27 protein-coding genes and 1 tRNA gene are annotated in these 19799 nt (G+C 67.8%); 13 read left to right on the forward strand and 15 right to left on the reverse strand.

Annotated elements, in window-relative coordinates; all coding sequences use genetic code 11:
• Positions 1 to 42 precede the first annotated feature (42 nt).
• Positions 43 to 1500 carry a nitrilase-related carbon-nitrogen hydrolase gene (locus KBY71_RS04385; RefSeq protein WP_254927745.1) on the forward strand — a complete coding sequence of 486 codons (1458 nt, stop codon included), beginning with the start codon at positions 43 to 45 and terminating at the stop codon, positions 1498 to 1500.
• 31 nt (positions 1501 to 1531) lie between these two features.
• The gene (locus KBY71_RS04390; protein WP_254927746.1) at positions 1532 to 2176 is read left to right on the forward strand and encodes a TerB family tellurite resistance protein; all 645 of its coding nucleotides are present in this window, start codon (positions 1532 to 1534) and stop codon (positions 2174 to 2176) included.
• On the opposite strand, the gene KBY71_RS04395 is transcribed toward KBY71_RS04390, so the two are convergent.
• The 4 genes from KBY71_RS04395 to KBY71_RS04410 are packed head-to-tail and all read right to left on the reverse strand — an operon-like array spanning position 2100 to position 3722.
• Positions 2100 to 2639 (reverse strand): cytochrome b/b6 domain-containing protein, encoded by a 540-nt coding sequence (locus tag KBY71_RS04395; protein WP_254927747.1) that lies wholly within the window; start codon positions 2637 to 2639, stop codon positions 2100 to 2102. The two genes, KBY71_RS04390 and KBY71_RS04395, sit on opposite strands and share 77 nt — an antisense overlap.
• Before the next feature lie 16 nt (positions 2640 to 2655).
• Positions 2656 to 3081 (reverse strand): CrcB family protein, encoded by a 426-nt coding sequence (locus KBY71_RS04400; protein ID WP_254927748.1) that lies wholly within the window; start codon positions 3079 to 3081, stop codon positions 2656 to 2658.
• The gene (locus KBY71_RS04405; RefSeq protein ID WP_254927749.1) at positions 3078 to 3467 is read right to left on the reverse strand and encodes a CrcB family protein; all 390 of its coding nucleotides are present in this window, start codon (positions 3465 to 3467) and stop codon (positions 3078 to 3080) included. Before KBY71_RS04405 ends, KBY71_RS04400 begins: the two co-directional genes overlap by 4 nt.
• Positions 3468 to 3470: 3 nt before the next feature.
• Positions 3471 to 3722: a DUF2811 domain-containing protein gene (locus KBY71_RS04410; RefSeq protein ID WP_254927750.1), complete on the reverse strand. Its 252-nt coding sequence runs from the start codon at positions 3720 to 3722 to the stop codon at positions 3471 to 3473.
• 347 nt (positions 3723 to 4069) lie between these two features.
• On the opposite strand from KBY71_RS04410, the gene KBY71_RS04415 reads away from it, so the two are divergent.
• Positions 4070 to 4279 (forward strand): chlorophyll a/b-binding protein, encoded by a 210-nt coding sequence (locus tag KBY71_RS04415; protein WP_254927790.1) that lies wholly within the window; start codon positions 4070 to 4072, stop codon positions 4277 to 4279.
• Positions 4280 to 4382: 103 nt separating this feature from the next.
• Here KBY71_RS04415 and KBY71_RS04420 read toward each other — a convergent pair whose 3' ends face one another.
• Positions 4383 to 5030 carry a methyltransferase domain-containing protein gene (locus tag KBY71_RS04420; RefSeq protein ID WP_254927751.1) on the reverse strand — a complete coding sequence of 216 codons (648 nt, stop codon included), beginning with the start codon at positions 5028 to 5030 and terminating at the stop codon, positions 4383 to 4385.
• Between the two features lie 93 nt (positions 5031 to 5123).
• Here KBY71_RS04420 and KBY71_RS04425 point away from each other — a divergent pair, with 93 nt between their 5' ends.
• From KBY71_RS04425 to KBY71_RS04435, 3 genes are all read left to right on the forward strand, one after another.
• Positions 5124 to 6077 carry an orange carotenoid-binding protein gene (locus KBY71_RS04425; protein ID WP_254927752.1) on the forward strand — a complete coding sequence of 318 codons (954 nt, stop codon included), beginning with the start codon at positions 5124 to 5126 and terminating at the stop codon, positions 6075 to 6077.
• 32 nt (positions 6078 to 6109) lie between these two features.
• Positions 6110 to 6856 (forward strand): fatty acid desaturase, encoded by a 747-nt coding sequence (locus KBY71_RS04430; protein ID WP_254927753.1) that lies wholly within the window; start codon positions 6110 to 6112, stop codon positions 6854 to 6856.
• A gap of 67 nt (positions 6857 to 6923) precedes the next feature.
• Positions 6924 to 7250, forward strand: coding sequence for a hypothetical protein (locus KBY71_RS04435; protein WP_315858521.1), 327 nt, complete (start codon positions 6924 to 6926; stop codon positions 7248 to 7250).
• 4 nt (positions 7251 to 7254) lie between these two features.
• Here KBY71_RS04435 and KBY71_RS04440 read toward each other — a convergent pair whose 3' ends face one another.
• The 3 genes from KBY71_RS04440 to KBY71_RS04450 all read right to left on the reverse strand — a co-directional run bounded on the left by KBY71_RS04440 (position 7255) and on the right by KBY71_RS04450 (position 8283).
• Positions 7255 to 7395 carry a hypothetical protein gene (locus tag KBY71_RS04440; protein ID WP_254927754.1) on the reverse strand — a complete coding sequence of 47 codons (141 nt, stop codon included), beginning with the start codon at positions 7393 to 7395 and terminating at the stop codon, positions 7255 to 7257.
• 92 nt (positions 7396 to 7487) lie between these two features.
• Positions 7488 to 7919, reverse strand: a complete 432-nt coding sequence (locus KBY71_RS04445; protein ID WP_254927755.1) for an Rrf2 family transcriptional regulator — start codon at positions 7917 to 7919, stop codon at positions 7488 to 7490.
• 67 nt (positions 7920 to 7986) lie between these two features.
• Positions 7987 to 8283 (reverse strand): hypothetical protein, encoded by a 297-nt coding sequence (locus KBY71_RS04450; protein WP_254927756.1) that lies wholly within the window; start codon positions 8281 to 8283, stop codon positions 7987 to 7989.
• Positions 8284 to 8383: 100 nt separating this feature from the next.
• On the opposite strand from KBY71_RS04450, the gene KBY71_RS04455 reads away from it, so the two are divergent.
• The 3 genes from KBY71_RS04455 (at position 8384) to KBY71_RS04465 (ending at position 9264) form a co-directional block, all read left to right on the forward strand.
• Positions 8384 to 8584, forward strand: a complete 201-nt coding sequence (locus tag KBY71_RS04455; RefSeq protein WP_254927757.1) for a hypothetical protein — start codon at positions 8384 to 8386, stop codon at positions 8582 to 8584.
• Positions 8585 to 8908: 324 nt separating this feature from the next.
• The gene (locus KBY71_RS04460; RefSeq protein WP_254927758.1) at positions 8909 to 9085 is read left to right on the forward strand and encodes a hypothetical protein; all 177 of its coding nucleotides are present in this window, start codon (positions 8909 to 8911) and stop codon (positions 9083 to 9085) included.
• Positions 9085 to 9264: a hypothetical protein gene (locus KBY71_RS04465; protein WP_254927759.1), complete on the forward strand. Its 180-nt coding sequence runs from the start codon at positions 9085 to 9087 to the stop codon at positions 9262 to 9264. Before KBY71_RS04460 ends, KBY71_RS04465 begins: the two co-directional genes overlap by 1 nt.
• Before the next feature lie 461 nt (positions 9265 to 9725).
• Here KBY71_RS04465 and KBY71_RS04470 read toward each other — a convergent pair.
• From KBY71_RS04470 to ftsH, 4 genes are all read right to left on the reverse strand, one after another.
• A tRNA-Ala gene (locus KBY71_RS04470) sits at positions 9726 to 9798 on the reverse strand.
• An 88-nt stretch (positions 9799 to 9886) separates the two neighbouring features.
• On the reverse strand, positions 9887 to 10498 hold the full coding sequence (gene lexA, locus KBY71_RS04475; protein ID WP_396095069.1) for a transcriptional repressor LexA: 612 nt from the start codon (positions 10496 to 10498) through the stop codon (positions 9887 to 9889).
• A gap of 74 nt (positions 10499 to 10572) precedes the next feature.
• Positions 10573 to 11523 (reverse strand): ornithine carbamoyltransferase, encoded by a 951-nt coding sequence (gene argF, locus KBY71_RS04480; RefSeq protein ID WP_254927761.1) that lies wholly within the window; start codon positions 11521 to 11523, stop codon positions 10573 to 10575.
• Between the two features lie 54 nt (positions 11524 to 11577).
• Positions 11578 to 13458 (reverse strand): ATP-dependent zinc metalloprotease FtsH, encoded by a 1881-nt coding sequence (gene ftsH, locus KBY71_RS04485; protein ID WP_254927762.1) that lies wholly within the window; start codon positions 13456 to 13458, stop codon positions 11578 to 11580.
• Between the two features lie 99 nt (positions 13459 to 13557).
• Between ftsH and KBY71_RS04490 the strand changes: the two genes are divergently transcribed.
• The 3 genes from KBY71_RS04490 to KBY71_RS04500 are packed head-to-tail and all read left to right on the forward strand — an operon-like array spanning position 13558 to position 14937.
• Positions 13558 to 14196, forward strand: coding sequence for an SOS response-associated peptidase (locus KBY71_RS04490; protein WP_254927763.1), 639 nt, complete (start codon positions 13558 to 13560; stop codon positions 14194 to 14196).
• Positions 14193 to 14438, forward strand: a complete 246-nt coding sequence (locus KBY71_RS04495) for a Nif11-like leader peptide family RiPP precursor (protein WP_254927764.1) — start codon at positions 14193 to 14195, stop codon at positions 14436 to 14438. The genes KBY71_RS04490 and KBY71_RS04495 overlap by 4 nt, the downstream gene beginning before the upstream one ends.
• Before the next feature lie 7 nt (positions 14439 to 14445).
• Positions 14446 to 14937, forward strand: coding sequence for a DUF427 domain-containing protein (locus KBY71_RS04500; protein ID WP_254927765.1), 492 nt, complete (start codon positions 14446 to 14448; stop codon positions 14935 to 14937).
• On the opposite strand, the gene ribD is transcribed toward KBY71_RS04500, so the two are convergent.
• Positions 14903 to 15997, reverse strand: coding sequence for a bifunctional diaminohydroxyphosphoribosylaminopyrimidine deaminase/5-amino-6-(5-phosphoribosylamino)uracil reductase RibD (gene ribD / locus KBY71_RS04505; RefSeq protein ID WP_254927766.1), 1095 nt, complete (start codon positions 15995 to 15997; stop codon positions 14903 to 14905). The two genes, KBY71_RS04500 and ribD, sit on opposite strands and share 35 nt — an antisense overlap.
• A 546-nt stretch (positions 15998 to 16543) precedes the next feature.
• Between ribD and KBY71_RS04510 the strand changes: the two genes are divergently transcribed.
• Positions 16544 to 16687, forward strand: coding sequence for a hypothetical protein (locus KBY71_RS04510; RefSeq protein WP_254927767.1), 144 nt, complete (start codon positions 16544 to 16546; stop codon positions 16685 to 16687).
• Positions 16688 to 16776: 89 nt separating this feature from the next.
• Here the strand turns inward: KBY71_RS04510 and KBY71_RS04515 are convergent, their stop codons facing one another.
• A complete protein-coding gene (locus tag KBY71_RS04515) occupies positions 16777 to 17265 on the reverse strand; it encodes a DUF3122 domain-containing protein (RefSeq protein WP_254927768.1) in 489 nt (162 codons plus the stop codon).
• On the reverse strand, positions 17262 to 19790 hold the full coding sequence (locus KBY71_RS04520; RefSeq protein WP_254927769.1) for a GH116 family glycosyl hydrolase: 2529 nt from the start codon (positions 19788 to 19790) through the stop codon (positions 17262 to 17264). The genes KBY71_RS04515 and KBY71_RS04520 overlap by 4 nt, the downstream gene beginning before the upstream one ends.
• Positions 19791 to 19799 lie beyond the last annotated feature (9 nt).

Below are 19799 nucleotides of genomic sequence, written 5' to 3' on the forward strand. Positions count from 1 at the left end.
AACTGTCCTGCTTCACCCTGGCGCTTCCTACGCTCACCTGCCATGGGCAATGACCGGCTAGGGGGATGGTGGCTAGCGGGGGGTGGTGGCCTGCTGGCCGGCCTGGCGCTGCCTCCCCTCGGGTGGCCGCCGCTGCTGTGGCTGGCGTTGGCGGGGCTGTGGGCCCTGCCGGGCTCGGCCATCGGGGCCCGCGGCGGGGTTCTCTGGGGTGGCGCCGCCGTGCTGGTGAGTCACCGCTGGTTGCTGGGCCTCCATCCCCTCGACTGGATCGGCGTGCCCGGTCCCCTGAGCCTGCCCCTGGCGGGCTCGTTGTTGGCGATCTGCGCCCTGGCCGGCGCGTTGCTGGTGGGCCTGTGGGTGGGGCTGGCTCGCCGCCTGGACCCCCGCCGGCCCAGCAGTGCCCTGCTGCTGAGCGGGGGCTGGGGCCTGGTGGAGGTGGGGTTGGCCAAGGGCCCCCTGTTCTGGCTGGGGTTGGGGGCGGCGGCCCTGCCCGGCGATCGCCCCCTGGCCGGCCTGGCCGCCCTGGGGGGGAGTGGTCTGCTGGCGGCGGTGCAGCTGCTGCTGGGCTGGTGCCTGTGGCGCTGCTGCACGGTGCCCCAGCGGCGGCGCTGGATTGCCGCCACGGTGGCGGCGGTGCTGCTCAGCCATGGCCTGGGTGCTGCCCTGTTGCTGGCGGCGCCCGCCGAGGGCCGCGAGTCCGAGCGGGTGCTGGTGCTGCAGCCGGCCATCCCCACCCGCCAGAAGTTTGCGTGGGCCCAGCAGCAACGGCTCCAGCAACGGCTGGCGGCAGCTTTGGTGGAGGCCCGGCAGCGTGGGGCCACGGTGGTGCTGTTGCCCGAGGGTGCCCTGGGGCTGGAGCCCCAGCTTGCGGATGGTGCCGCCGTGGAGCTGATCAGCGGCGGCTTCCACTCCCTTGAGCCGGCTGGCGAGCCTGAGCAGCGCAGTGCCTTGTTGCGGTTTGCCCCGGGGGAGCGGCAGGCGAGCAGCTGGCTCGACAAGCACCGTCTGGTGCCGCTGGGCGAATGGGTGCCCCTGGCCGGGTTGATCCGCTGGAGCGGCCTGTCGGCGGTGGGGGGGCTCCAGCCGGGGGGCCCCTCCCGGCTGTTGCTGAGGCCAGCCGGGGCCATTGCCGGGGCGATCTGTTACGAGCTCTCCGACGGCGCCGCTCTGGCCACTGCGACCCGGGAGGGCGCGGGCTGGCTGTTGGCCAGTGCCAACCTCGATCCCTACCCACTGATGCTGCAGCAGCAATTTCAGGCCCTGGCCCAGTTGCGGGCGATCGAGACGGGGCGGTGGCTGGTGAGCGCGGCCAATACGGGGCCCAGCCTGCTGGTGAATGCCCGGGGCGAGGTGGTGGCCTCGCTCCCTTCGGAGCGGGCCGCCACCGGGGTGTTTGACCTGCCCCGCCTGCAGGGCCTCACGCCCTACGACCGCTGGGGTGAGGCCCCGCTGCTGTTGCTGCTGGCAGGGGCAGGTGTGCGGCGCTGGCGTTACTCCTAGCTTGACCTCAGCACAAGCACCTGGGCTTGCAATGGGTTTGCCGCCGGATCAGTCAGAGCGCCCGCTCAATCTCGAGCTTGAGATTGCGACGGCTGAGGGGGATGGCACCACCTTGCGCCGCCGGATCACGGTGAAGCGCTTTCGCCTCAGCCCGTGCGGCACCGCCGTGACCCTGGGGGCCCACTGCCACCACCGGGGTGACTTTCAGGACTTTGACTCCGCGGCGATCCTCCAGTGCCTGGATCCGGAATCGGCCGCGGTGGTGGATGACCTGCCGGCCTTTCTCTGGTCTTGCTACAGCGGCTCCCGCCAGGGGCGGCTTGAAGGGCTGATCGCTCAGTTCGCCGACGAGCTGGCGGTGCTGCTCCATCTGGGCCGGGCCGATGGGGTGTTGCAGACCCAGGAGAAGCAGCGCATCGCCGCCTACCTGGTGGAACGGGCCGGTGCGGCCAGCCCTCCGGCGGCGGAGATCGCGCCCCAGCTCAGCTGGCTGGAGAGCCCCTCGGAGGAGCGGTTCCACGCGGCGTTGGAGCAGCTCGCCAGCCTGGATCCGGCTCTGCGGCGTCGCTTGGTGGAGATCGGCCGGGAGGTGGTGGACGTCAAAACCTCTCGCGATGGCCTGGAACAGCCCCGCTTGGATGCCCTGGTTTCGGCCCTGCTGCCGGGTTGCGGCTGAAATCTGCGCTCAGCATCGATTGGGCCAGGCGCCAGCCGCCGAGCCGCAGCACGCCCCAGAGGTGGCTCGCGACGGCTGCGCCGATCAACAGCCAGGCCAGCAGGTGCACGCCGTAAGCGAGGTGATGGAGCTGGCCCGTGCGCGGCCAGTCCTCCCGCATCAACTTGCCGCTGCCGATGGCCAGAGCCAGGGCGAGCAGGGGGATGGCATTGGTGGGTCGCTGCAGCCGCCGGCGTCCTTTGGTGAGGGCATAGGCCGTCAGCAGGACGGCCAGGGGCAAGAGCACCACGCCGAAGCTGCCGTGGAGGTCAACCCAGTTGCCCGGCACGGTGAGAGGCAACCGTCCCCAGCGGCCGTCGTAGGTGCTGTAAACCACGAATCCACTCAGCCAGCAGCCCAGCACGGCCAAGGCCGTGGTGCCATGCAGAACGCGCAGCAGGGCGGGTGGGGTTGGACGAGCCATGGGCTCCTGGTTGGGGTCAGCGGGCTGGTGGGGAGTCTGGCCGCCACCGCCCGAGGGCGTGTCCCAGGGCCACCAGCACCAGGCCGCCCAGCAGGCTGGCCACCAGCACCACCAGGCTGTCCCAGACCTCACCGCCCCGCAGGGCGCGGGCCAGTTGCAGCATCCAGGAGGAGAAGGTGGTGAGGGATCCGCAGAAGCCGATGCCCGCCCACAGCATCAGCCGCCTGCGCCGGGCCGACTGGGCCAGCACCAGGCCCAGCAGCAGGCAGCCCACCATGTTGGCGACGAAGTCGGCCTCCACCAAGCCGCGCAGGCCGCCCACTCCCGCCGTGCCGAGCCCCTCGAGGCGCCAGCGCAGCAGGGCCCCCGGGATGGCACCGGCGGCCACCAGGGCCAGGTCACGCAGGTCACCGTGCAGGCTTCGGGAGGGCGTGGCGCTCATGTCACGGCCCCCAGGGACAGGCCCGTCAGCATCGCCAGCAGGCCCCCGCCCACGGAGCCGCCTGCCAGCACGGCGGCCTCTCGCCAGTGGCCTGCCACCAGTTCGGCCCGCAGTTCGGCGCTGAACGTGGAGAAGGTGCTGAAGCTGCCCAGAAAGCCCGTGCCAATCAACAGCAGCACCCGGCGGGACGCCTCACCACAGCTCTGTTCCAGGCCCACCATCAGGCCGAGGGCGAAACAGGCGATCAGGTTCACGCCGAAGGTGCCCCAGTGGCGGCGGGGCAGAACCGGCTCCAGGTGATCCACCACCCGGAAGCGGAGCCAGGCTCCGGGCACGGCGCCGATGGCCACCAGCAGGGCCTCGCTGCCGGGTGCTCCTGCGGCCATGGTTCAGCGCTGAGGCGAGGTCAGTGTGCCGCTCGGATCCTGGCGGCGGAAGAGGCCGTCGAGGTAGTGACGGGCCACGGCGCGGTCCTGGCAGCCGTGCTGAAACAGAAAACCGGCCAGGGCGGCCTGCATCAGACGGTATTGATCCCATTGGGGATGCAGGCGGACAAACTCCCGCATCGCGTCGTACAGGTCTTCCGGAAACTGGTTTTCGACCGAGACGGAGTTGGGGGCGTGGTCCGGGATCTGCAGCATGGAGGCAACGGCCTGGGGGCCCCCCATCAGGCCATGGTCCGGCCCCTGGCGTCAAAGGGGGCTCCAGCGCTTGAGTCCGGCAAGACCCACGGGCTCGCGGACCGGCCCAACGGCACTTTCAGGCTTTTCTGCCGCCGGGCCCGGCCTCGGAAGTCGGCCGGGTCGAAGCGTCAAGGGGCGGGTCCGTTTTCCCCATCTCCGGCTGAAAGGAGGGGAGGGCGCGGCCCTTTCCCGATGGGGCTCCTGTGGAAAAGGCATCCCGAAACTGGGGAGAAGGCAACCGGATTGGGGAAAAGATCACTGCTCAGCAGTGGTGATCAATCCCAGGCGGGCCTGCAGCAGCGCTCATCACCGGGCCACCTCCCTTCACGATCTGTTACGATCATTTCAAGTTTCGTAACTCACGAACATCCATGGCTGAATCCACCACCCGCTTCGGCTTTGTGGCCTTCGCTGAAACCTGGAATGGTCGTCTGGCCATGCTGGGCTTCGTCATCGGTCTGGGCACCGAGCTGCTCACCGGTCAGGGCATCCTCGGCCAGATCGGCCTGGGCTGATCCGGCTCGGCACTGAAACCTGAGCCAAGCTCCTCAAGAGCACGAAAGACCCGGACGGTTCACCCCGCCCGGGTCTTTTTGTGCGGACCGTCCGCGGGCAGGGTCAGGGTTTCGTGGCGATCACCGCAAAGAAGGGGTCGCCCTTGCCGCCAATCCAGCCCAGCACTCCAGGGGCCGGGGTCTCTTCGGCCACCAGCTGGGGCGTGGGCCAGCCCTGGGCGGTGAGCACCTCCGCCACGTAGGCCAGGTGGTCCCGGTCGCTGCCGTCGGTCCAGATCTGGGGCGCCTTCTGAAAAAACATGCGGTTGCTGAAGGCCACGATCACCTCCCCCCTGGGGCGCACCACCCGCAACAGCTCGGCCGCCACCGCTTCCGGTTGTTGCAGGTACTGCCAGCCGGCCACGATCAGCACGGCATCGACGCTGTGATCGGCCAGGGGGAGCTGCTGGGTGGTGTTGAGGTTCTGCAGCCAGTGCCGATCCAGGCGCGGGTTGGCTGAGAGCTCCTCGGCGTTGAGGCCATGGCCGATCACCTCCTGGTAGGTGATGTCTTCGGGCAGATGGCTGACCCAGCTGCTCATCAGGTCCAGCACCACGGCGCAGGCTGGGATCCGTTCGCGGTAGAGCTGGGTCAGCCGGGCCCGGAAGCTGGCGTCCAGGTGGTGCACGAAGCGCGGCTCGGCGTAGAACAGGCTGTCGTCGGAGCGATCCAGCTTGTCCCGCTCGGCTGGACTCAACACGGTCACGGCCATGGCACAGCAGCGGTAGTTGCGGATCGCATTATCAGACGACGTGGCTAGGGGCTAGAGTTTGCAAATCTCCTTAACAATTGGGGCCATCCGCGCATGTTCACGCTTGAGAAAGCCACCCAGATCTTTCCCGACACCCTTTCGGCCGATGTGGTGCCGGCGATCACGGCCCGCTTCCAGCTGCTCAATGCCGAGGATCAGCTGGCCCTGATCTGGTACGCCTACCTCGAGATGGGCAACACGATCACGGTGGCCGCCCCCGGCGCGGCGCGCATGCAGTTCGCCGAGCCCGTGCTCAACCAGATCAAGGCGATGAACTTCGCCGAGCAAAGCCAGGTGATGTGCGATCTCGCCAACCGCACCGACACCCAGATCGCCCGCACCTACTCCTGCTGGTCGGTGAACATCAAGCTGGGCTTCTGGTATCAGCTGGGCGAATGGATGGCCGCCGGTCTGGTGGCGCCGATCCCCGAGGGCTACCAGCTGTCGGCCAACGCCTCGGCCGTGCTGAGCTCCGTGAAAGGTGTGGACCAGGGCCAGCAGATCACGCTGCTGCGTAACTTCGTGGTGGACATGGGCTACGACCCCGCCAAGGGCGAAGGCCAGCGGGTGATGGAGCCGATCGCCGCTCCCACGCCGGAGGAGCAACGCAAGCGCGTGTTCATCGAGGGGGTGATCAACCCCACGGTGAACAGCTACATGGACCTGCTCAACGCCAACGACTTCGACAACCTGATCGAACTGTTCCTGGCCGACGGCGCCCTGCAGCCTCCCTTCCAGAAGCCGATCGTGGGCCGGGACGCCATCCTGCGCTTCTTCCGCGAAGACTGCCAGAACCTGCAGCTGCTGCCTGAGCGCGGTTTTGCCGAACCCACCGAGGGCGATTTCACCCAGATCAAGGTCACGGGCAAGGTGCAGACCCCCTGGTTCGGCGCCGGCATCGGCATGAACGTGGCCTGGCGCTTCCTGCTCAACCCCGAGGGCAAGATCTACTTCGTGGCCATCGACCTGCTGGCCTCCCCCGCCGAGCTGCTGAAGTTCGGCCGTTGAGCGGAAGTCCCAATCGGACTGGCCTCTCTGGCTTGAGCAGCACCACCCGCCGGGGACTGCTGCTCACCGCCCTCATCCTGCTGGGCTGGCTGATCTCCCTGATCGGCCTGCTCCAGCTGGACCTCGGCCAGCTTCCAGGGCCCTTGGTGGTGCCTGTGGTGCTCGGGGCCGTGTTGATCCGCACCCTGCTGCAGACGGGCCTGTTCATCGTCGGCCACGACGCCATGCACCGGGTGTTGTTGTCTGAATCCCTGGGCTGGAATGATCGCCTCGGAACCCTTTCTCTGGCCTTGTATGCCGCCTTGCCCTACGGCCGGTGTCGGGCCAACCACCAGCGCCATCACCGCTTCACGGCCAGCGGCAAGGATCCCGATTTCCATGGCGATGTTGCTGCCGGCGTGTTGGGTTGGTACAGCCGGTTCATGGCCGGCTATCTGACCGTTGGCCAGATGGCCCTCCTGCTGGCCGCCTGGGGGTTGCTGGCCCTGATCGCCCGCGGGTTCACTCCCCTGGGCGGGTGGAACGTGCTGCTGTTCTGCACCCTGCCGTTGCTGCTCAGTTCGCTACAGCTCTTCCTGGTGGGCACCTATTTGCCCCACCGCGGTCAGCGCTCTCCCCAGCCCCAGGCGAGGCCCCACAGCCTCGATCTGCCCGCCTGGCTCTCGCTGCTGGCTTGCTACCACTTCGGCTATCACCGGGAGCACCACGACCGCCCCGATCTGGCCTGGTTCCAGCTGCCCCGCCAGCGCCGCCGCTCTGTTCCCCTCGCGCCGGCCTGACACCCCGACTAGCGTCACTGCCAAGGAAATCGCCATGGAAGGTTCAACCGAGATGGCTACAGCGATGATGGACACCATGCTCGAAGGCTGGACCGAACCAGAACAGGCCGTGGCTCGGGAGGCGTTTGATCGGGCCTACAGCCGCGCCGTTGACCAGCTGGTGGCCACGGTGCGGGCCCGGGCCGTGGAGCTGAGCTCCGCCGACTCGGTGTGGCAGCTGCATGACTTCCTCAGCATCGAGCGCCACACCATCGAAGGGCGTTTCGATTTCCGGCTCGACGGCATCCTGTTTGTGTTCGCCAGTCTGGTGAAGGAGAGCCTGCTTCAGATCGACGAACTGGCCGGCCTCGATGCCGAGAAGCTGGCCAAGATTGCCGCGATGTCGCGCTTCTAGGGCCTCAGCTCACCGAAGGATCGCCCGTTCGATCCCGTTGTTCAGGCTGGGGAGACGGAGAACTGGGGCTGGGAAGCGGAGCAGGACCCTGCAGCACCGGCAACAGGCTGTTGAGGCCCAGCATCACGAAAGACAGGGCTCCCACCAGGGCGAGCAGCCGCAGGAGCCAGGGGCGCCCCCGATCGACGGGCCAGTCGTCCTCGTCGTGGCGGTTGATCCCGGGGCGTGGTGACTTGTTCAGATGTAGAACATGGGAATGGGTTGTCGCAGCGCTTCCCGCTCACGCAGCAGCTGGGCCAGGGTTGTGGCGGAGAGAACGCTTGCCTTGGCCTGTTCGACCTTCTGGTCGAGTGCTGTCAGCACCATGAACGCACTGTTGTTGCGGTCTCCTTGGTGCTCGCTGCCGCTGGCACCATCGAGGTAGGCCATCACTTCCGCCACCGTGATGTGGGCTGGGTCTTTGGTGAGCTGGAAGCCGCCGCGGGGCCCCCGAATGCTGTTCAGCAGCCCGGCTTTGCGCAGGCTGGTGAGCATCTGCTCCAGATAGCGTTCCGGGATTCCATGGCGGCGGCTGATTTCTCCTGTCTGCACCAGGGTTCCTGACGCGTAGGCTTCGGCCAGATCAATCAGGGCCACCAGTCCGTAGGCGGTTTTGGCGCTGAAGCCCATGGATCAGGACAGGGTCAATACAAGTGTGACAGGGGGGCGCTCAGGGTTGGTGTCCTGCTGCCCCTGGTCAACTGATCGGCCGAACGCGCTTGACCGCCAGGCCCGCTTCGGTGGCCGTCACCCCAGCCAGGAGCAGTAGGCCGACCAACCCCACCAGTTGGTTCTGGGCTTCCGCGGCAGCCTCGGCGTTCTGCGCCAAGAGGGCACCGGCAACGAACCAGCTGGTTGCCAGGGCTGAGGTGATCCAGTAGGCCTTCCAGCGCCGCTGGTAGAGGTAGCCGGCCCCCAGGCCCGGCACCACATTGAGGACAACCGCCACCCAACCGGCCGAGGCGGCAAGGATCTGTTCTCGGGTTGGGGTCATGGATTGAACCAGTCAAACCCATTCTAGCAACAGGAGTTTGTGCGTTCCCACCTGCACTCACCCGCTACCAACGCGGCAGAGGAGGAATCACAGAAAAGCGATGACGCCTGTGCTGCCCATTGCGGCCTCGGTCTTTGAATTATTGCGCGCTCAACTTTTTCTTGAGGGCATCGCAAATTCTTTCGCGGTACTCGTGCAAGTCGGAGACCGAAGCAAGATCCACGAGCGCTGGATCCACGTCGTCGTGAAACTCAACTTTTTTGTTGCCGCCAAAAAAGTGAAATCTCACAATGGACTTTAGGGTGTCCTGGTCCAATACAATGTCGAAATGGGTTTTCGAGTCCCTTTCGGTGAGCCTGGTTGGGTCAATGACGGTTGAGCATATGTCCCTGACAATGCGCAGCCCCTCAATTTCTTCGGAGGTGGTCTCTATCCTTAGGTCCATCGTGGTTCCAGTTATGAAGCGCACGCTAGCGCTAAATTCAGCGTCTTTCTAATCTTTTTAAGGACTGTCACCGGGCTATCTTGGTGGTATGCACTGCAGGATGGTCGTGAAGAGCAACCCGTGGGCATTCGGGCAGTACCCACCCACCAAGCGATGTCAGAGGGCGCAGCAAGCAGCGTGATGAGCAACCCCCTCTGGATGCTGGTGCCTTGGTTGGTCTTTGCCCTTGCAGCAGGAATCAAGTTTTGGCGTCTGACCTCCCTGTTCCGCAAACACCTGCTGGGCATCCCCTCGAGAACCGAACGCTTGAGGCAGATGCTGGAGCGGATCTGGGAGAAGGATCAGCAGGTGGTGTGATGGAGCACATCAACTGGGGGTACCTCCAACTGGGCCTGGTGGCCCTGGCGTTTGGCGGTCTTCAGGTGTGGTGGATCAGCAGCGTGTTCAGGCGACGCGACCTGGCACGACCCTTGAGCGATGGGGAGTTCCGCAAGTCCCTGGAGCGGATCTGGACGAAGCGTTCTCAGCAGGAATGACGCGGTTTGCCCTGTGCCTTGGGTTGCTGTTGCTGGGGGGATGCGTCATCCAGGCAGGCGAGTCGGGATCCAGTGCCTGCAGGGATGGCGGCAGCGCTTGCGCTGCCGCCGAAACGCCACCGGGAATGCGCCAAGTGCTCAAAGGTCACAGGATCCTTAGGGTCCGCTGGATCGAGAAGAGCAACAAGGAATCAGGGGCACCAGACATCGGCCTGAGGGCGGAGTGGGAACCCGTCACCGAGAGGCGTTAACAGCGGCTCCACGGTGGTGGATCGAAGTCCCGTTCGGCATGCAAGGGGCATCAGTCCTCAACGCGCTCCCACAGGCTTTCTGGGTGCCCCAACTCTTGCGCCCAATCGTGCGCCAAAACCGTCCTACGGGGCTTCTCCGTGAGCCTCTGCCCCCCCTGCCTCATCTGCGCTAAACATCAAAAAACCCAGGCCAGGCCTGGGTTTTAAGGATGGAGCCAAGCGGATTCGAACCGCTGACCCCCTGCATGCCATGCAGGTGCTCTACCAGCTGAGCTATGGCCCCGATAGGACGCGTTGGCAACGAACCGCTGGTCGATTCGCTTGGCCCTGGGGCCTTGCCTGGCGCTGAGTGAGCTTACAACGCCGTGGGGTCAGACCTGGCGCCAGACGGCCACCAGCTTGCCCTGCACGGTCACCTGGTCGGCGGGAAGCACGATCGGGTCGTAGGCGGGGTTCGCGGCCTCGAGGGTCACCGTGGCCCCGTTGCGATGAAAGTGTTTGAGGGTGGTGCCACTGCCGGGCACCAGGGCGCTCACGATCGTGCCGGCCTTGAGGCGACTGGGGTCGGGCACGGGCTCCAGCAGCACCACGTCGCCATCGGCGATGTGGGCATCCACCATCGAGTCGCCATTCACGGTGAGGGCGAACAGGCCGCGGGTGTCGAGCACGGGTGCCAGGTCGAGGTGTTCCTGCACGTCGTCGAAGGTTTCCACCAGGCCCCCGGCGGCCACGGCGCCCAGCACCGGGATGCCCCCGGCCATGCCCCCCAGCAGCTGCAGGGTGCGGGCCTGGCCTTCCTGCCAGGTGATCCAGCCCTTTTGCTGGAGGTGGCGCAACCGGCTCTGGATCGGGGCCGGGGAGCGCAGGCCCATCGCCTCCATCATCTGGCGGATGGAGGGGCTGTGGCGGTGGGCGCCGATGTAGTCAGCCAGCCAGTCGTACAGCTCCTGTTGGGCCGTGGTGAGCAGTTGCTGTTCGGGCACCGGCAATACAGATGAACCACTGCCCCAGTTTTGCCAGGTCGCCCGCGCTTTGTCCAGCCCAGGCCGGCATGGCCCTAGCCGCTCAGCAGCGCGGCCAGCAGGGCCTGCTGGGCATGGAGGCGGTTTTCGGCCTGGTCGAAGATGCGGCTGGCGCTGCCTTCCATTGCGCCGGCACTGATTTCCAGCCCCCGGTAGGCCGGCAGGCAGTGCAGCACGATCGCCCGCGGATCGGCCTCGGCCAGCAGCTCCTCATTCAGGCACCAGCCGGCGAAGGCCCGTTCCCGCTCGGCCTTTTCTTCTTCCTGCCCCATCGAGGCCCACACATCGGTGTAGAGGGCGTGGGCGCCGCGCACGGCCGCCACCGGCTCATGCACCACCTCCACGCTGCTGCCGTGGGCGGCCGCCAGGGTGCGGGACTGCTCGAGCACGGTCCCATCGGGCTCGAAGCCCACCGGACAGCCGATGCGCACGTTCACCCCCAGCAGGGCGCCGCACAGCATCAGCGAGTGGGCCACGTTGTTGCCGTCTCCCACGTAGGCCAGGGTGAGCCCGCTGATCTCGCCGAAGGCCTCCTGCAGGGTGAGAAAGTCCGCCAGGGCCTGGCAGGGGTGCTCCAGATCGGTGAGGGCATTGATCACGGGGATCGAAGCCCAGTGGGCATAGTCCGCCAACTCCTCCTGGGCGAAGGTGCGGATGGCCAGGGCATCCACGTAGCGGCTCAGCACCCGGGCGGTGTCGGCCACCGGCTCGCCTCGGCCCACCTGGGTCACCTGGGGGTTGAGGTCGAGGGTTTGGCCGCCCAGGCGGGCCATGGCCACCGTGAAGCTCACCCGGGTGCGGGTGGAGGCTTTGCTGAAGATCAGGCCGAGGGTCTTGCCGCCCAGATCCACCCTCTGGCGCCCGGCCTTGAGGTCGGCGGCCAGCTGCAGCAGGGCCAGGGTCTGCTCGGAATTCAGGTCGGCGGAGGAGAGGAGATCCCGGCCGTGGAGCTCTGCCAGGGCCGGGTATCCGTTGATGGCAGCCATCGCTGCAGCTCTAAAGAACCCTTATCCGCGATCAGGGGCCCCGGCGTCAAGGGTTCAGGCCGCCACCTGCACCTGCTCGGGCAGCACGCTGCTGGCCAGCAGCTCTTTGAGGTTGTCTCCCTCGATCACCTCTTTTTCCAGGATCTGCTGGGAGATGCTCTCCAGCAGCTCACGGTTGTGGCGCAGGATGGCCAGCGCTTTGTCGTGGGCGTTATCCACCAGGGTGCGCACCTCCTTGTCGATCGCCTGCGCCGTGGCATCGCTGACGGAGCGGCGGGGGTTGTTGCCGCCGCCGAGGAAACGGCTGCCGCCCTGCTTGTCGTAGGCCAGGGGGCCGAGGGTTTCACTCATGCCGAAGGTGCCCACCATCTGCTCGGCGATATCGGTGGCGCGTTGCAGGTCGTTGGCGGCACCGGTGGTGACTGCGCCGAACACGATCTCCTCGGCGCTGCGGCCGCCCAGCAGAGTGGCGATCTGGCCTTCGAGGTCTTCCTTGGAGTTGAGGAAGCGCTCTTCGGTGGGTAGCTGCAGGGTGTAGCCCAGGGCGCTCATGCCGCGGGGCACGATCGAGATCTTGGCCACCTTGCTGCCGCCAGGCATCAGGTGCCCCACGATCGCGTGGCCCACCTCGTGGTACGCCACCACCCTCTTCTCATCGGGCTGGAGCACCCGGCTCTTCTTCTCCAGGCCAGCCACAACGCGCTCGATGGCCTCGTTGAGGTCGGCCTGTTCCACCTCGGTGCGGTAGGCGCGCGCGGCCAGCAGGGCCGCTTCATTCACCAGGTTGGCCAGATCGGCTCCGGCGAAGCCACTGGTGGCCTGGGCGATCTTGTCGACGTCGACACTGGGGGAGAGCTTCACCTTCTTGGCGTAGATCTCCAGGATCAACTTGCGGCCCGAGAGGTCGGGGCGGTCCACCAACACCTGGCGGTCGAAGCGGCCGGGACGCAGCAGCGCCGCATCGAGGGTTTCGGGCTGGTTGGTGGCGGCCAGCACGATCACCGGCTTGTCCTGACCGGTGAAGCCATCCATTTCCGTGAGCAGCTGGTTGAGCGTCTGCTCCCGCTCGTCGTTGCCCCCCACCACGCCCATCGAGCCGGAGCGGCTCTTGCCGATGGCGTCGAGTTCGTCGATGAAAATGATGCAGGGAGCCTTCTTCTTGGCCTCTTCAAACAGGTCGCGCACCCGGGCGGCGCCGGCGCCGACGAACAGCTCCACGAACTCCGAGCCGGAAATGATGAAGAAGGGCACCTCCGCCTCGCCCGCCACGGCCTTGGAGAGCAGGGTTTTGCCGGTGCCGGGAGGGCCCACCAGCAGCACGCCCTTGGGAATGCGGGCGCCGATGGCCGCATAGCGCTCGGGTTTTTTGAGGAAGTCGACGATCTCGGCGAGTTCGGCCTTGGCCTCATCCACACCGGCCACGTCGGCGAAGGTGACCCGGGATTCCTCATCGGGCACATACACCTTGGCCTTGCTCTTGGTGAAGCTCAGGGCGCCCTGGGCACCGCCGCCCATCTGGCGGCGGGCGAAGAACTGCAGCACCAGGATGAAGATCAGCGGCGGCACCACCCAGCTCAGGGCCGTGGTGATGAAGCTGGGCTTCTGGGGCGGTGCGGCGGCGAATTCCACCCCGTGCTGCTCCAGCCGCTGGGGCAGATCCATGTCGAAGATCGGCGTGGTGGAGAGCACGGTGGGGGCACCCTCCGCCTCGGGCTCCTTGAGCTCGTAGCGGATCTGGTCGGAGGTGATGTAGGCGCGCTTGACGTTGCTGCTGTTCACCTGGTCGATGAACAGCGAATAGGGCACCCGCGGCACTTGGGCGGCCGGGTTGGGCAGGAAGTTGCTGAACAGCAGCAGCACGCCGAAGCCGATCAACACCAGGTTGATGATCCCGAAGCGGCGGTTGGGGCGGTTGTCGTCCTGGCGGATCGCCATGGTGCGGCAGCCAAAGGTGAGACCAAACTAGGGCTGCCGTTCCCGGCTTCGATCCGACGGGGGGTTGGGAGAACCGAACGCAGCCCCACGATTGCTGCCATGTGTGGTCGCTTTTCTCTTACCGCCGAGCTTGCGGGTTTGCTGCCGCGCCTGCAGGGGCCCTTGCCGCCGGGGCTGCGCACCCACTACGCGCCCCGCTCTGAGGTGTGCCCGGGCGAGCCCCTGCTGATCCAGTGCCAGGAGAACGGCCAGCTGCAGGTGGCCCTGGCCCTGTGGGGCCTGCTGCCCGAGTGGGTCAAGGACCCAGCCACGGCCCACCGCCCCCTGCATGCCCGCGCCGAAACCGTGGCGCTCAAGCCGAGTTTCCGCGGCGCCTGGCGCCACCGTCGCTGCCTGATCCCGGCCGATGCCTTTTGGGAGAAGGGGCGCTGGCTCCGCCGCCGCGATGGCGACCTCTTCTGGCTGGCCGGTCTGTGGGAGCGCTGGATCGGCCCCGATGGCAGCGAGCTGGACACGTGCTGCGTGCTCACCACAGCCCCCAATGCCCTGCTGGCCCCGATCCACCGGCGCATGCCGGTGGTGATTCCCGCGGGCCTGGAGGAAGCCTGGCTCGAGCCTGCCGACGGCCCGGGCCTGCGGGCCCTCGAGCCCCTGCTGCTGCCCTGGGACCCGGGCGACTGGCAAGCCGATGGCGCGCCGTTGTGGCTAGACCAGCCCCAGTTGGAGCTGGACATTTGAGCCTCGAGCAACTGGATGCCTTCCTGCTGCATGCCCGGCAGACCCCGGCGCTGGCGGCCCAATTGGCGGAGCCCCTGGAGTTGCCGGCCTTCCTCGACCTGGCCCGCGGCGCTGGCTACAGCCTCGATGAGGCGGATGTGATCGCCGCGCAGCAGCGGCAGGAGGCCAGCCTCAGCGATGCGGAGCTGCAGGAGCGGGCCGGAGTGGAAGGTCGGCGGTTGCGCAATTTCATCCTCGCCTGAGTCCCCCATGGCGGCAGCCGCCGAGCGGGTCTGCGACTATCCACGTCCGCCGGCGTTGGTGGAGAGCGCTGCCCACGTGCGGGTGGAGGCCCTCGGCCAGCTGCTTGCCGACACCCACCGCAGCCTGCGGGTGCTGGAAACCTTCCATCCGCCCACCGTCTACCTGCCACCCGAGGCGGTGCGGCAGGAGTTGTTGCAGCCCAGCGCCGGTGCCAGCTTCTGTGAGTGGAAGGGGGTGGCCCGCTACTTCGATGTGGTGGTGGATCCGGGCGCACCGGCCGAGCGGCGGCTGCGGCGGGCGGTGTGGACCTACCCCGAGCCCTCGGCGGCCTTTGGGGCGCTGGCCGGCTGGCTGGCGGTGTATCCAGCCCTGATGGACGGCTGCTGGCTCGATGGCGAGCGGGTGACCCCCCAGCCGGGCGGGTTTTACGGCGGCTGGATCACCTCGGCGGTGGCAGGGCCCTTCAAGGGCGATCCGCTGCATCCGGAGCTGGTCTGAGCCGCCACAGCCAGTCGTCGCCGAGGGCCTCGGGCGCCAGGGTCTGCCAGCTGGGCACCTGGGCCATGGTGGTGAACCCCAGCTCGCCCAGGGGCGTGCGGGCGGCCAGGCCACCCATCAGTTTGGGCGCGATCACCGCAGCCACCTCCTGCACGCAGCCCTCGCGCAGGGCCGCTGCGGCCAGTTCAGGGCCGCACTCCCACAGCACCTGGTTGCAGCCGCGCTCGGCCAGGGCCTCCAGCAGCAGCCTGGGGCTGCACTGGGGTAGCTCCAGGCTCTGCAGGCCGGGATGGGCCGCGCCCAGGGCCGCGAGCTGCTGGCGGGCCTCCTGAGGCGCTTCGGGGCCATGGACCACCAGGGTGGCGGCGCTGGCCTGATCCCAGAGCTGGGCGCTGGCCGGCAGGTCCAGGCTGCGGCTGAGCACCACCCGCAGGGGCTCGGGTTGGCGCTGGCCGCGGCTGGTGAGTAGGGGATCGTCGCTGCGCACGGTGCCGCCGCCCACGATCACCGCATCGCAGGTGGCCCGCAGTCGGTGCACCCAGGTGCGGGCCTCAGCGCCGCTGATCCATTGGCTGGCACCGTTGCTCAGGGCGGTGCGGCCGTCGATGCCCATGGCCCACTTGAGGAGGCCCAGGGGCCGGCCGGTGGCGATGCGGTGGCAGAAGGGGCGATTGAGGGCGCGGGCTTCGGCTTCCGCCACGCCGCAGATCACCGTGATGCCGGCGGCCCGGAGCTGCGCCAGCCCGCCTCCGGCCACCTGGGGGTTGGGATCGGCCATGGCCACCACCACCCGGGTGATGCCCGCGGCGATCACCGCCTCGCTGCAGGGGGGCGTGCGGCCGTGGTGGCAGCAGGGCTCCAGGGTCACCAGCAGGGTGCCGCCCCGGGCCCGTTCTCCGGCCTGGGCCAGGGCGCCCACCTCGGCGTGGGGTTCACCGGCCCGGGCGTGGTAGCCCTCCCCCACCAGCACTCCGCAGGCATCGAGCACCACGGCTCCCACCAGGGGGTTGGGGCTCGTGCGGCCGGCGCCGAGGGCGGCGAGCTGCAGGGCCCGCAGCATCCAGGGACGCCAGGGCCTTGGGACAGGGGGTGACACTGAAGAGCGTGGAAGAGCAACCAATAGAGCGGGAAAATCTAAGGGAGATACCAGTCGTCCCCGTGGGATGTTGGATCCATCCGTTGTCTGCCTGAATTCATCATTTCCGTGTAAGACAGTGCCCTGGGGCGTTCCTGATCCAAAGAGATTGATCTCAGATCTTCGGCTTGAGGCTGAGCCCTCCCGGTCAGGAGTTTCCTCACCATCCAGCCGATGGTCAACGACAAACCAAGCCCGACCAGCATGCTCATGGCTGCATGATGGCGGAGAGACGCGTCAGTGCAATCTCGAGGATGGGCCAGTGTCGAGACGTCACGGCGCAGATGCCGGAGGTTTGGTCTCGTCTGCCACTGGAACAGGCGGCAGCGGGGGCGGATCTTGCAGAGGCGCCGAAGGCGGGGCTGGCAGAGAGGGCGTTGTGGGGGGCTGAGATTGGGGACTCTGGACGCCATTCCCCCGTCCCTTGAGTTCTTTTTGCAACGTCTCAATTAAAAGCCGCTGATCTTTGATTTGCCCATCCATTCCATCGAAGTATCTCACGGCAGCAACGGCTGCAACCGCAATGGTTGTCAGGCTTGCAACAACCGCGATGCTCTTGGAAAAGCTAACCATGCTGCCATCCTCCTGCCCAATGTTGTCGTGATTTTATCTTGATCAATTCAGTCATGCCTGTTGGGGTTGTGCGCTGGCCTGATTGATCCGCGTTGCGTTTGAGAGGGGTTGTTGTTGGCAATCCTGGCTGGCTAAGCCATCGGCAGGCTGCGCCATTCGGCCACCACGAACGGCGGCACCGGCAGTTCCACGAACACCCCGGGCAGAACCAGGCGCAGGGGCCGATCCTGGTGCAGGTCGGCCAGCAGGGGGGCCAGGTCGAATTCGGCCGCGGCGGCGCGGCCGTCTGCGGCCAGCTGGGGGTTGGCCAGGGTGACATCGGCCAGCGCCCAGTGGAAGCGACCGCTCTGCACCTGCAGGGCGGTGGGGTGGTCAAGCCGCACCTTGCCGGGGTAGCCCACAATCCGCAGCTTCAGCGGCCCACCCGGGGGACCCTCGCGGTAGGCCACCACCTGCCAGCTCTGGTAGTCGAGGTCGCGCAGGCTCTCGAGGCTGCGCACCACCGGGGTGCCGTTTTCGTCGTTGTGGGCATGCACCAGGGCCTGGGCGGCGGTGGGGTGGCCCAGCCACAGGGCCAGGGCCAGCACCGGGGCGAGCAGCAGGGAGAGCAGCGGCTTCATGGCTGGCGCTCCGCCCCGGGAATCGCTTGCCAGTTGGTGTGGGTGGCCCACACCGCCCAGATCGCCATCGCCCGCAGGTAGTGGCAGGCGCGGAAGGTGTTCACCGCCGTGATCGCTTCCGGGGTGCGGAACTGCAGGCCGCCGGCGTACACCTGCTCCACCACCGCTCCAGTGATGGCGAAGGCGGTGCCGGTCTCGCCCATCAGGCGGTAGTAGGCCGCCAGGCCGAAGTTGATGCCGGTCCACACCTCCAGGGGGTGGGTGCCGTTGGGATCGAGCGGGGTGCCGTCGCGGCGCAGGCCGTTGGCCACGCCGAGCTGGCCCCCTCGGAAGCCCTCGAAGCAGGCCTCCTTCACGGCCTGGAGGGAGCTGCGGGCCCGCTCGTCAGCCACCACGGCGGGCAGGCCCAGCAGGCGGGCGTAGAAGTCGCCGCAGAGCTGGTCGGCCATCACCACCGGCGTGCCGCTCTCGGCATCGATGTTGTAGTACTCGCCGTTCCACAGCAGGGCATCGAAGTTGGCGCGCGATTGCTCCAGCCAGCTGCCGAACTCCCGCTGCTCCCCGCTCGTGTCGAGCCCCAGATCCAGCTGGAGCCGTTGGGCCATGGCCAGGGCCGCCTCCAGGGCTGCGATCCAGAGGGCGCCGCAGTAGGCACTCACCCCCTTGAGGGGCCAATCGTCGAAGGTCTGGTCGGGGGCACCGCCGTTATCGGGCAGGCCGTCGTCGTTGGCGTCGAAGGTTTTCAGGTAGCGCAGGGCCTGCACCGCCGCCGGCCAGCAGTCCGCCAGGAAACGCAGGTCTTCGCCGCTGGGGGCCAGCTTGAAGGTGCGCCACACCTGCAGCACGAAATCGCTGGCCAGGTCCTTCCAGAGGTTGCAGTCCTGGTAGGCGGTGTAGTTGGTGGCATCCCAGGGCCGCTCATTCGGCGCGCCCAGGTCGTGGGGGGTGGCGCCGGCCAGCTTGCGGGCGGCCTCCACCCGGCCCTTGCCCTGGGTGAAGTACCAGCCGATGGGCCGGGGTGTGGCATCGGCGGCGGGGATGGCGCGGGCGAAGCTGCGCAGCACGCTCTTGTCGAGCTCGGGCCAGAGCTGCAGCAGGGCAAAGGAGCCGTAGAGCCGCACGTCGAGGCTCTCGTACCAGGCGTAGTCGAGGCACTCGAGCACCCCGAAACGGCCCACGGGATCCTCGGGGCTGGCGGCGCTCCAGAGGCTGCCCCCGCTGGCCAGGTCGTAGAGCTCGTTGAACAGGGCCATGCGCAGCGGCTCCGGCAGGTCGGCGCGTTCCAGCACCGGCCGCTGCCAGGCCTCGATCTGGGCGCGCCAGTCGCGCCAGTCGCGCAGGGCCTCGGCGGCGATGGCGGCGGCGTTGTCGCCACTGCTGCCGAACACATCGGTGTAGCGGCGCAGGGCCCGGGTGCCGGTGGCAAAGGCCGTCACCGGCAGATCCCAGCTGATCACCAGGGGGATTTCAAGGCTCTGTCCGGGCTCCAGCTGGCATCGCACCGCCAGGGCCGCGCTGGCCGGACCCTGGTCCGCGCTGCGGCGGTCGTTGTTGCTGTCGGGAATGGAGCCATCGCGGGCGAAGGGCTCCCACAGCTCGGCGCCACTGCCGCTGGGATCCCAGCGGCTGCAGCGCTGGATGCTCAGGCCCGGGTGGCGCTCGATTAGGCCGGCATCAGTGGCGAGGCACCACTGGCCCTGGCCCTCGGCCACCGGCGTGGAGCGCTCCCCTTCCAGCAGCACCCCCTGGAGGCCCGGTTGGTCCACCCAGCGGTTGCGCTGGCCCTGGCTGCGGCCGATGGCCGGCACGTAGTTGTGCTCCGGGCTGCCGTCGTCGCGGAACTCCACCGCTGCGGTGGGGTCGGTGTTGGTGAACCAGCCCGTGGTGTTGCGCCAGCTCAGTAGCAGCGAGAGGTCGAGCGGGCGGTTGGTGGGGTTGGTGAGCGTCCATACGAACACCGCCACCGGGTAGCTGGTGCGTTGGTAGTCGCCCGGCAGGATCGGGCTGAACGCCTCGTAGCGCACCTCGGCGTTGAACACGCCCGTGTACTGGGTGCTGCTCAGGGGATAGCGGGCGGCATAGGTGCCGGTGGTCTGGTCGGGGGTGCTGGCGGGGTACCAGCTCCAGGCGCTGAGGGGCTCGCCCGCCTCGGGCCGGGAGGCGTCCACCGGGGGCTTCACCGCCAGGGCGTGGGCCCGGCTCTGCTCGCCGTCGCTCTCGAACAGGGCGAATTGGCAGTCGGGCAGGGTGCCGAACCAGTGCTCCCCACCATCGAGGTGCCACAGGTTGAAGGAGCCGTCGGTGCCGCGGCCGATGCAGCCGGCGCCGAAGCCCCCCAGGGGCATGCCGTGGTTGGGCCCGTCGTCGAGGTTGCTGGCGTAGCGCACCGTGTAGGGCTGCTCCCAGCCCAGGCCGAAGGGCCGGCTCCAGCTGGCGGCGGGGGCCTGGCCGCCAGCGGCGCCTGCCCGTGGGGACCCTTTGCCCTTCAGCAGCGTGGTCAGGGCAGAGAGGCCGAAGCGCGCCATGGGGCCAGA

The organism is Cyanobium sp. T1B-Tous (genome assembly GCF_024345475.1).
Taxonomy (GTDB): domain Bacteria; phylum Cyanobacteriota; class Cyanobacteriia; order PCC-6307; family Cyanobiaceae; genus Cyanobium_A.

What these genes read in the sequence shown, in the direction of transcription:
- KBY71_RS04385 (WP_254927745.1), top strand. Translation starts at nt 43, where the DNA reads ATGGGCAATGACCGGCTAGGGGGATGGTGGCTAGCGGGGGGTGGTGGC.
- KBY71_RS04390 (WP_254927746.1), top strand. Translation starts at nt 1,532, where the DNA reads ATGGGTTTGCCGCCGGATCAGTCAGAGCGCCCGCTCAATCTCGAGCTT.
- KBY71_RS04395 (WP_254927747.1), bottom strand. Translation starts at nt 2,639, where the DNA reads ATGGCTCGTCCAACCCCACCCGCCCTGCTGCGCGTTCTGCATGGCACC.
- KBY71_RS04400 (WP_254927748.1), bottom strand. Translation starts at nt 3,081, where the DNA reads ATGAGCGCCACGCCCTCCCGAAGCCTGCACGGTGACCTGCGTGACCTG.
- KBY71_RS04405 (WP_254927749.1), bottom strand. Translation starts at nt 3,467, where the DNA reads ATGGCCGCAGGAGCACCCGGCAGCGAGGCCCTGCTGGTGGCCATCGGC.
- KBY71_RS04410 (WP_254927750.1), bottom strand. Translation starts at nt 3,722, where the DNA reads ATGCTGCAGATCCCGGACCACGCCCCCAACTCCGTCTCGGTCGAAAAC.
- KBY71_RS04420 (WP_254927751.1), bottom strand. Translation starts at nt 5,030, where the DNA reads ATGGCCGTGACCGTGTTGAGTCCAGCCGAGCGGGACAAGCTGGATCGC.
- KBY71_RS04425 (WP_254927752.1), top strand. Translation starts at nt 5,124, where the DNA reads ATGTTCACGCTTGAGAAAGCCACCCAGATCTTTCCCGACACCCTTTCG.
- KBY71_RS04435 (WP_315858521.1), top strand. Translation starts at nt 6,924, where the DNA reads ATGGACACCATGCTCGAAGGCTGGACCGAACCAGAACAGGCCGTGGCT.
- KBY71_RS04445 (WP_254927755.1), bottom strand. Translation starts at nt 7,919, where the DNA reads ATGGGCTTCAGCGCCAAAACCGCCTACGGACTGGTGGCCCTGATTGAT.
- KBY71_RS04450 (WP_254927756.1), bottom strand. Translation starts at nt 8,283, where the DNA reads ATGACCCCAACCCGAGAACAGATCCTTGCCGCCTCGGCCGGTTGGGTG.
- KBY71_RS04455 (WP_254927757.1), top strand. Translation starts at nt 8,384, where the DNA reads ATGACGCCTGTGCTGCCCATTGCGGCCTCGGTCTTTGAATTATTGCGC.
- KBY71_RS04460 (WP_254927758.1), top strand. Translation starts at nt 8,909, where the DNA reads ATGAGCAACCCCCTCTGGATGCTGGTGCCTTGGTTGGTCTTTGCCCTT.
- KBY71_RS04465 (WP_254927759.1), top strand. Translation starts at nt 9,085, where the DNA reads ATGGAGCACATCAACTGGGGGTACCTCCAACTGGGCCTGGTGGCCCTG.
- argF (WP_254927761.1), bottom strand. Translation starts at nt 11,523, where the DNA reads ATGGCTGCCATCAACGGATACCCGGCCCTGGCAGAGCTCCACGGCCGG.
- ftsH (WP_254927762.1), bottom strand. Translation starts at nt 13,458, where the DNA reads ATGGCGATCCGCCAGGACGACAACCGCCCCAACCGCCGCTTCGGGATC.
- KBY71_RS04490 (WP_254927763.1), top strand. Translation starts at nt 13,558, where the DNA reads ATGTGTGGTCGCTTTTCTCTTACCGCCGAGCTTGCGGGTTTGCTGCCG.
- KBY71_RS04500 (WP_254927765.1), top strand. Translation starts at nt 14,446, where the DNA reads ATGGCGGCAGCCGCCGAGCGGGTCTGCGACTATCCACGTCCGCCGGCG.
- ribD (WP_254927766.1), bottom strand. Translation starts at nt 15,997, where the DNA reads ATGCTGCGGGCCCTGCAGCTCGCCGCCCTCGGCGCCGGCCGCACGAGC.
- KBY71_RS04515 (WP_254927768.1), bottom strand. Translation starts at nt 17,265, where the DNA reads ATGAAGCCGCTGCTCTCCCTGCTGCTCGCCCCGGTGCTGGCCCTGGCC.
- KBY71_RS04520 (WP_254927769.1), bottom strand. Translation starts at nt 19,790, where the DNA reads ATGGCGCGCTTCGGCCTCTCTGCCCTGACCACGCTGCTGAAGGGCAAA.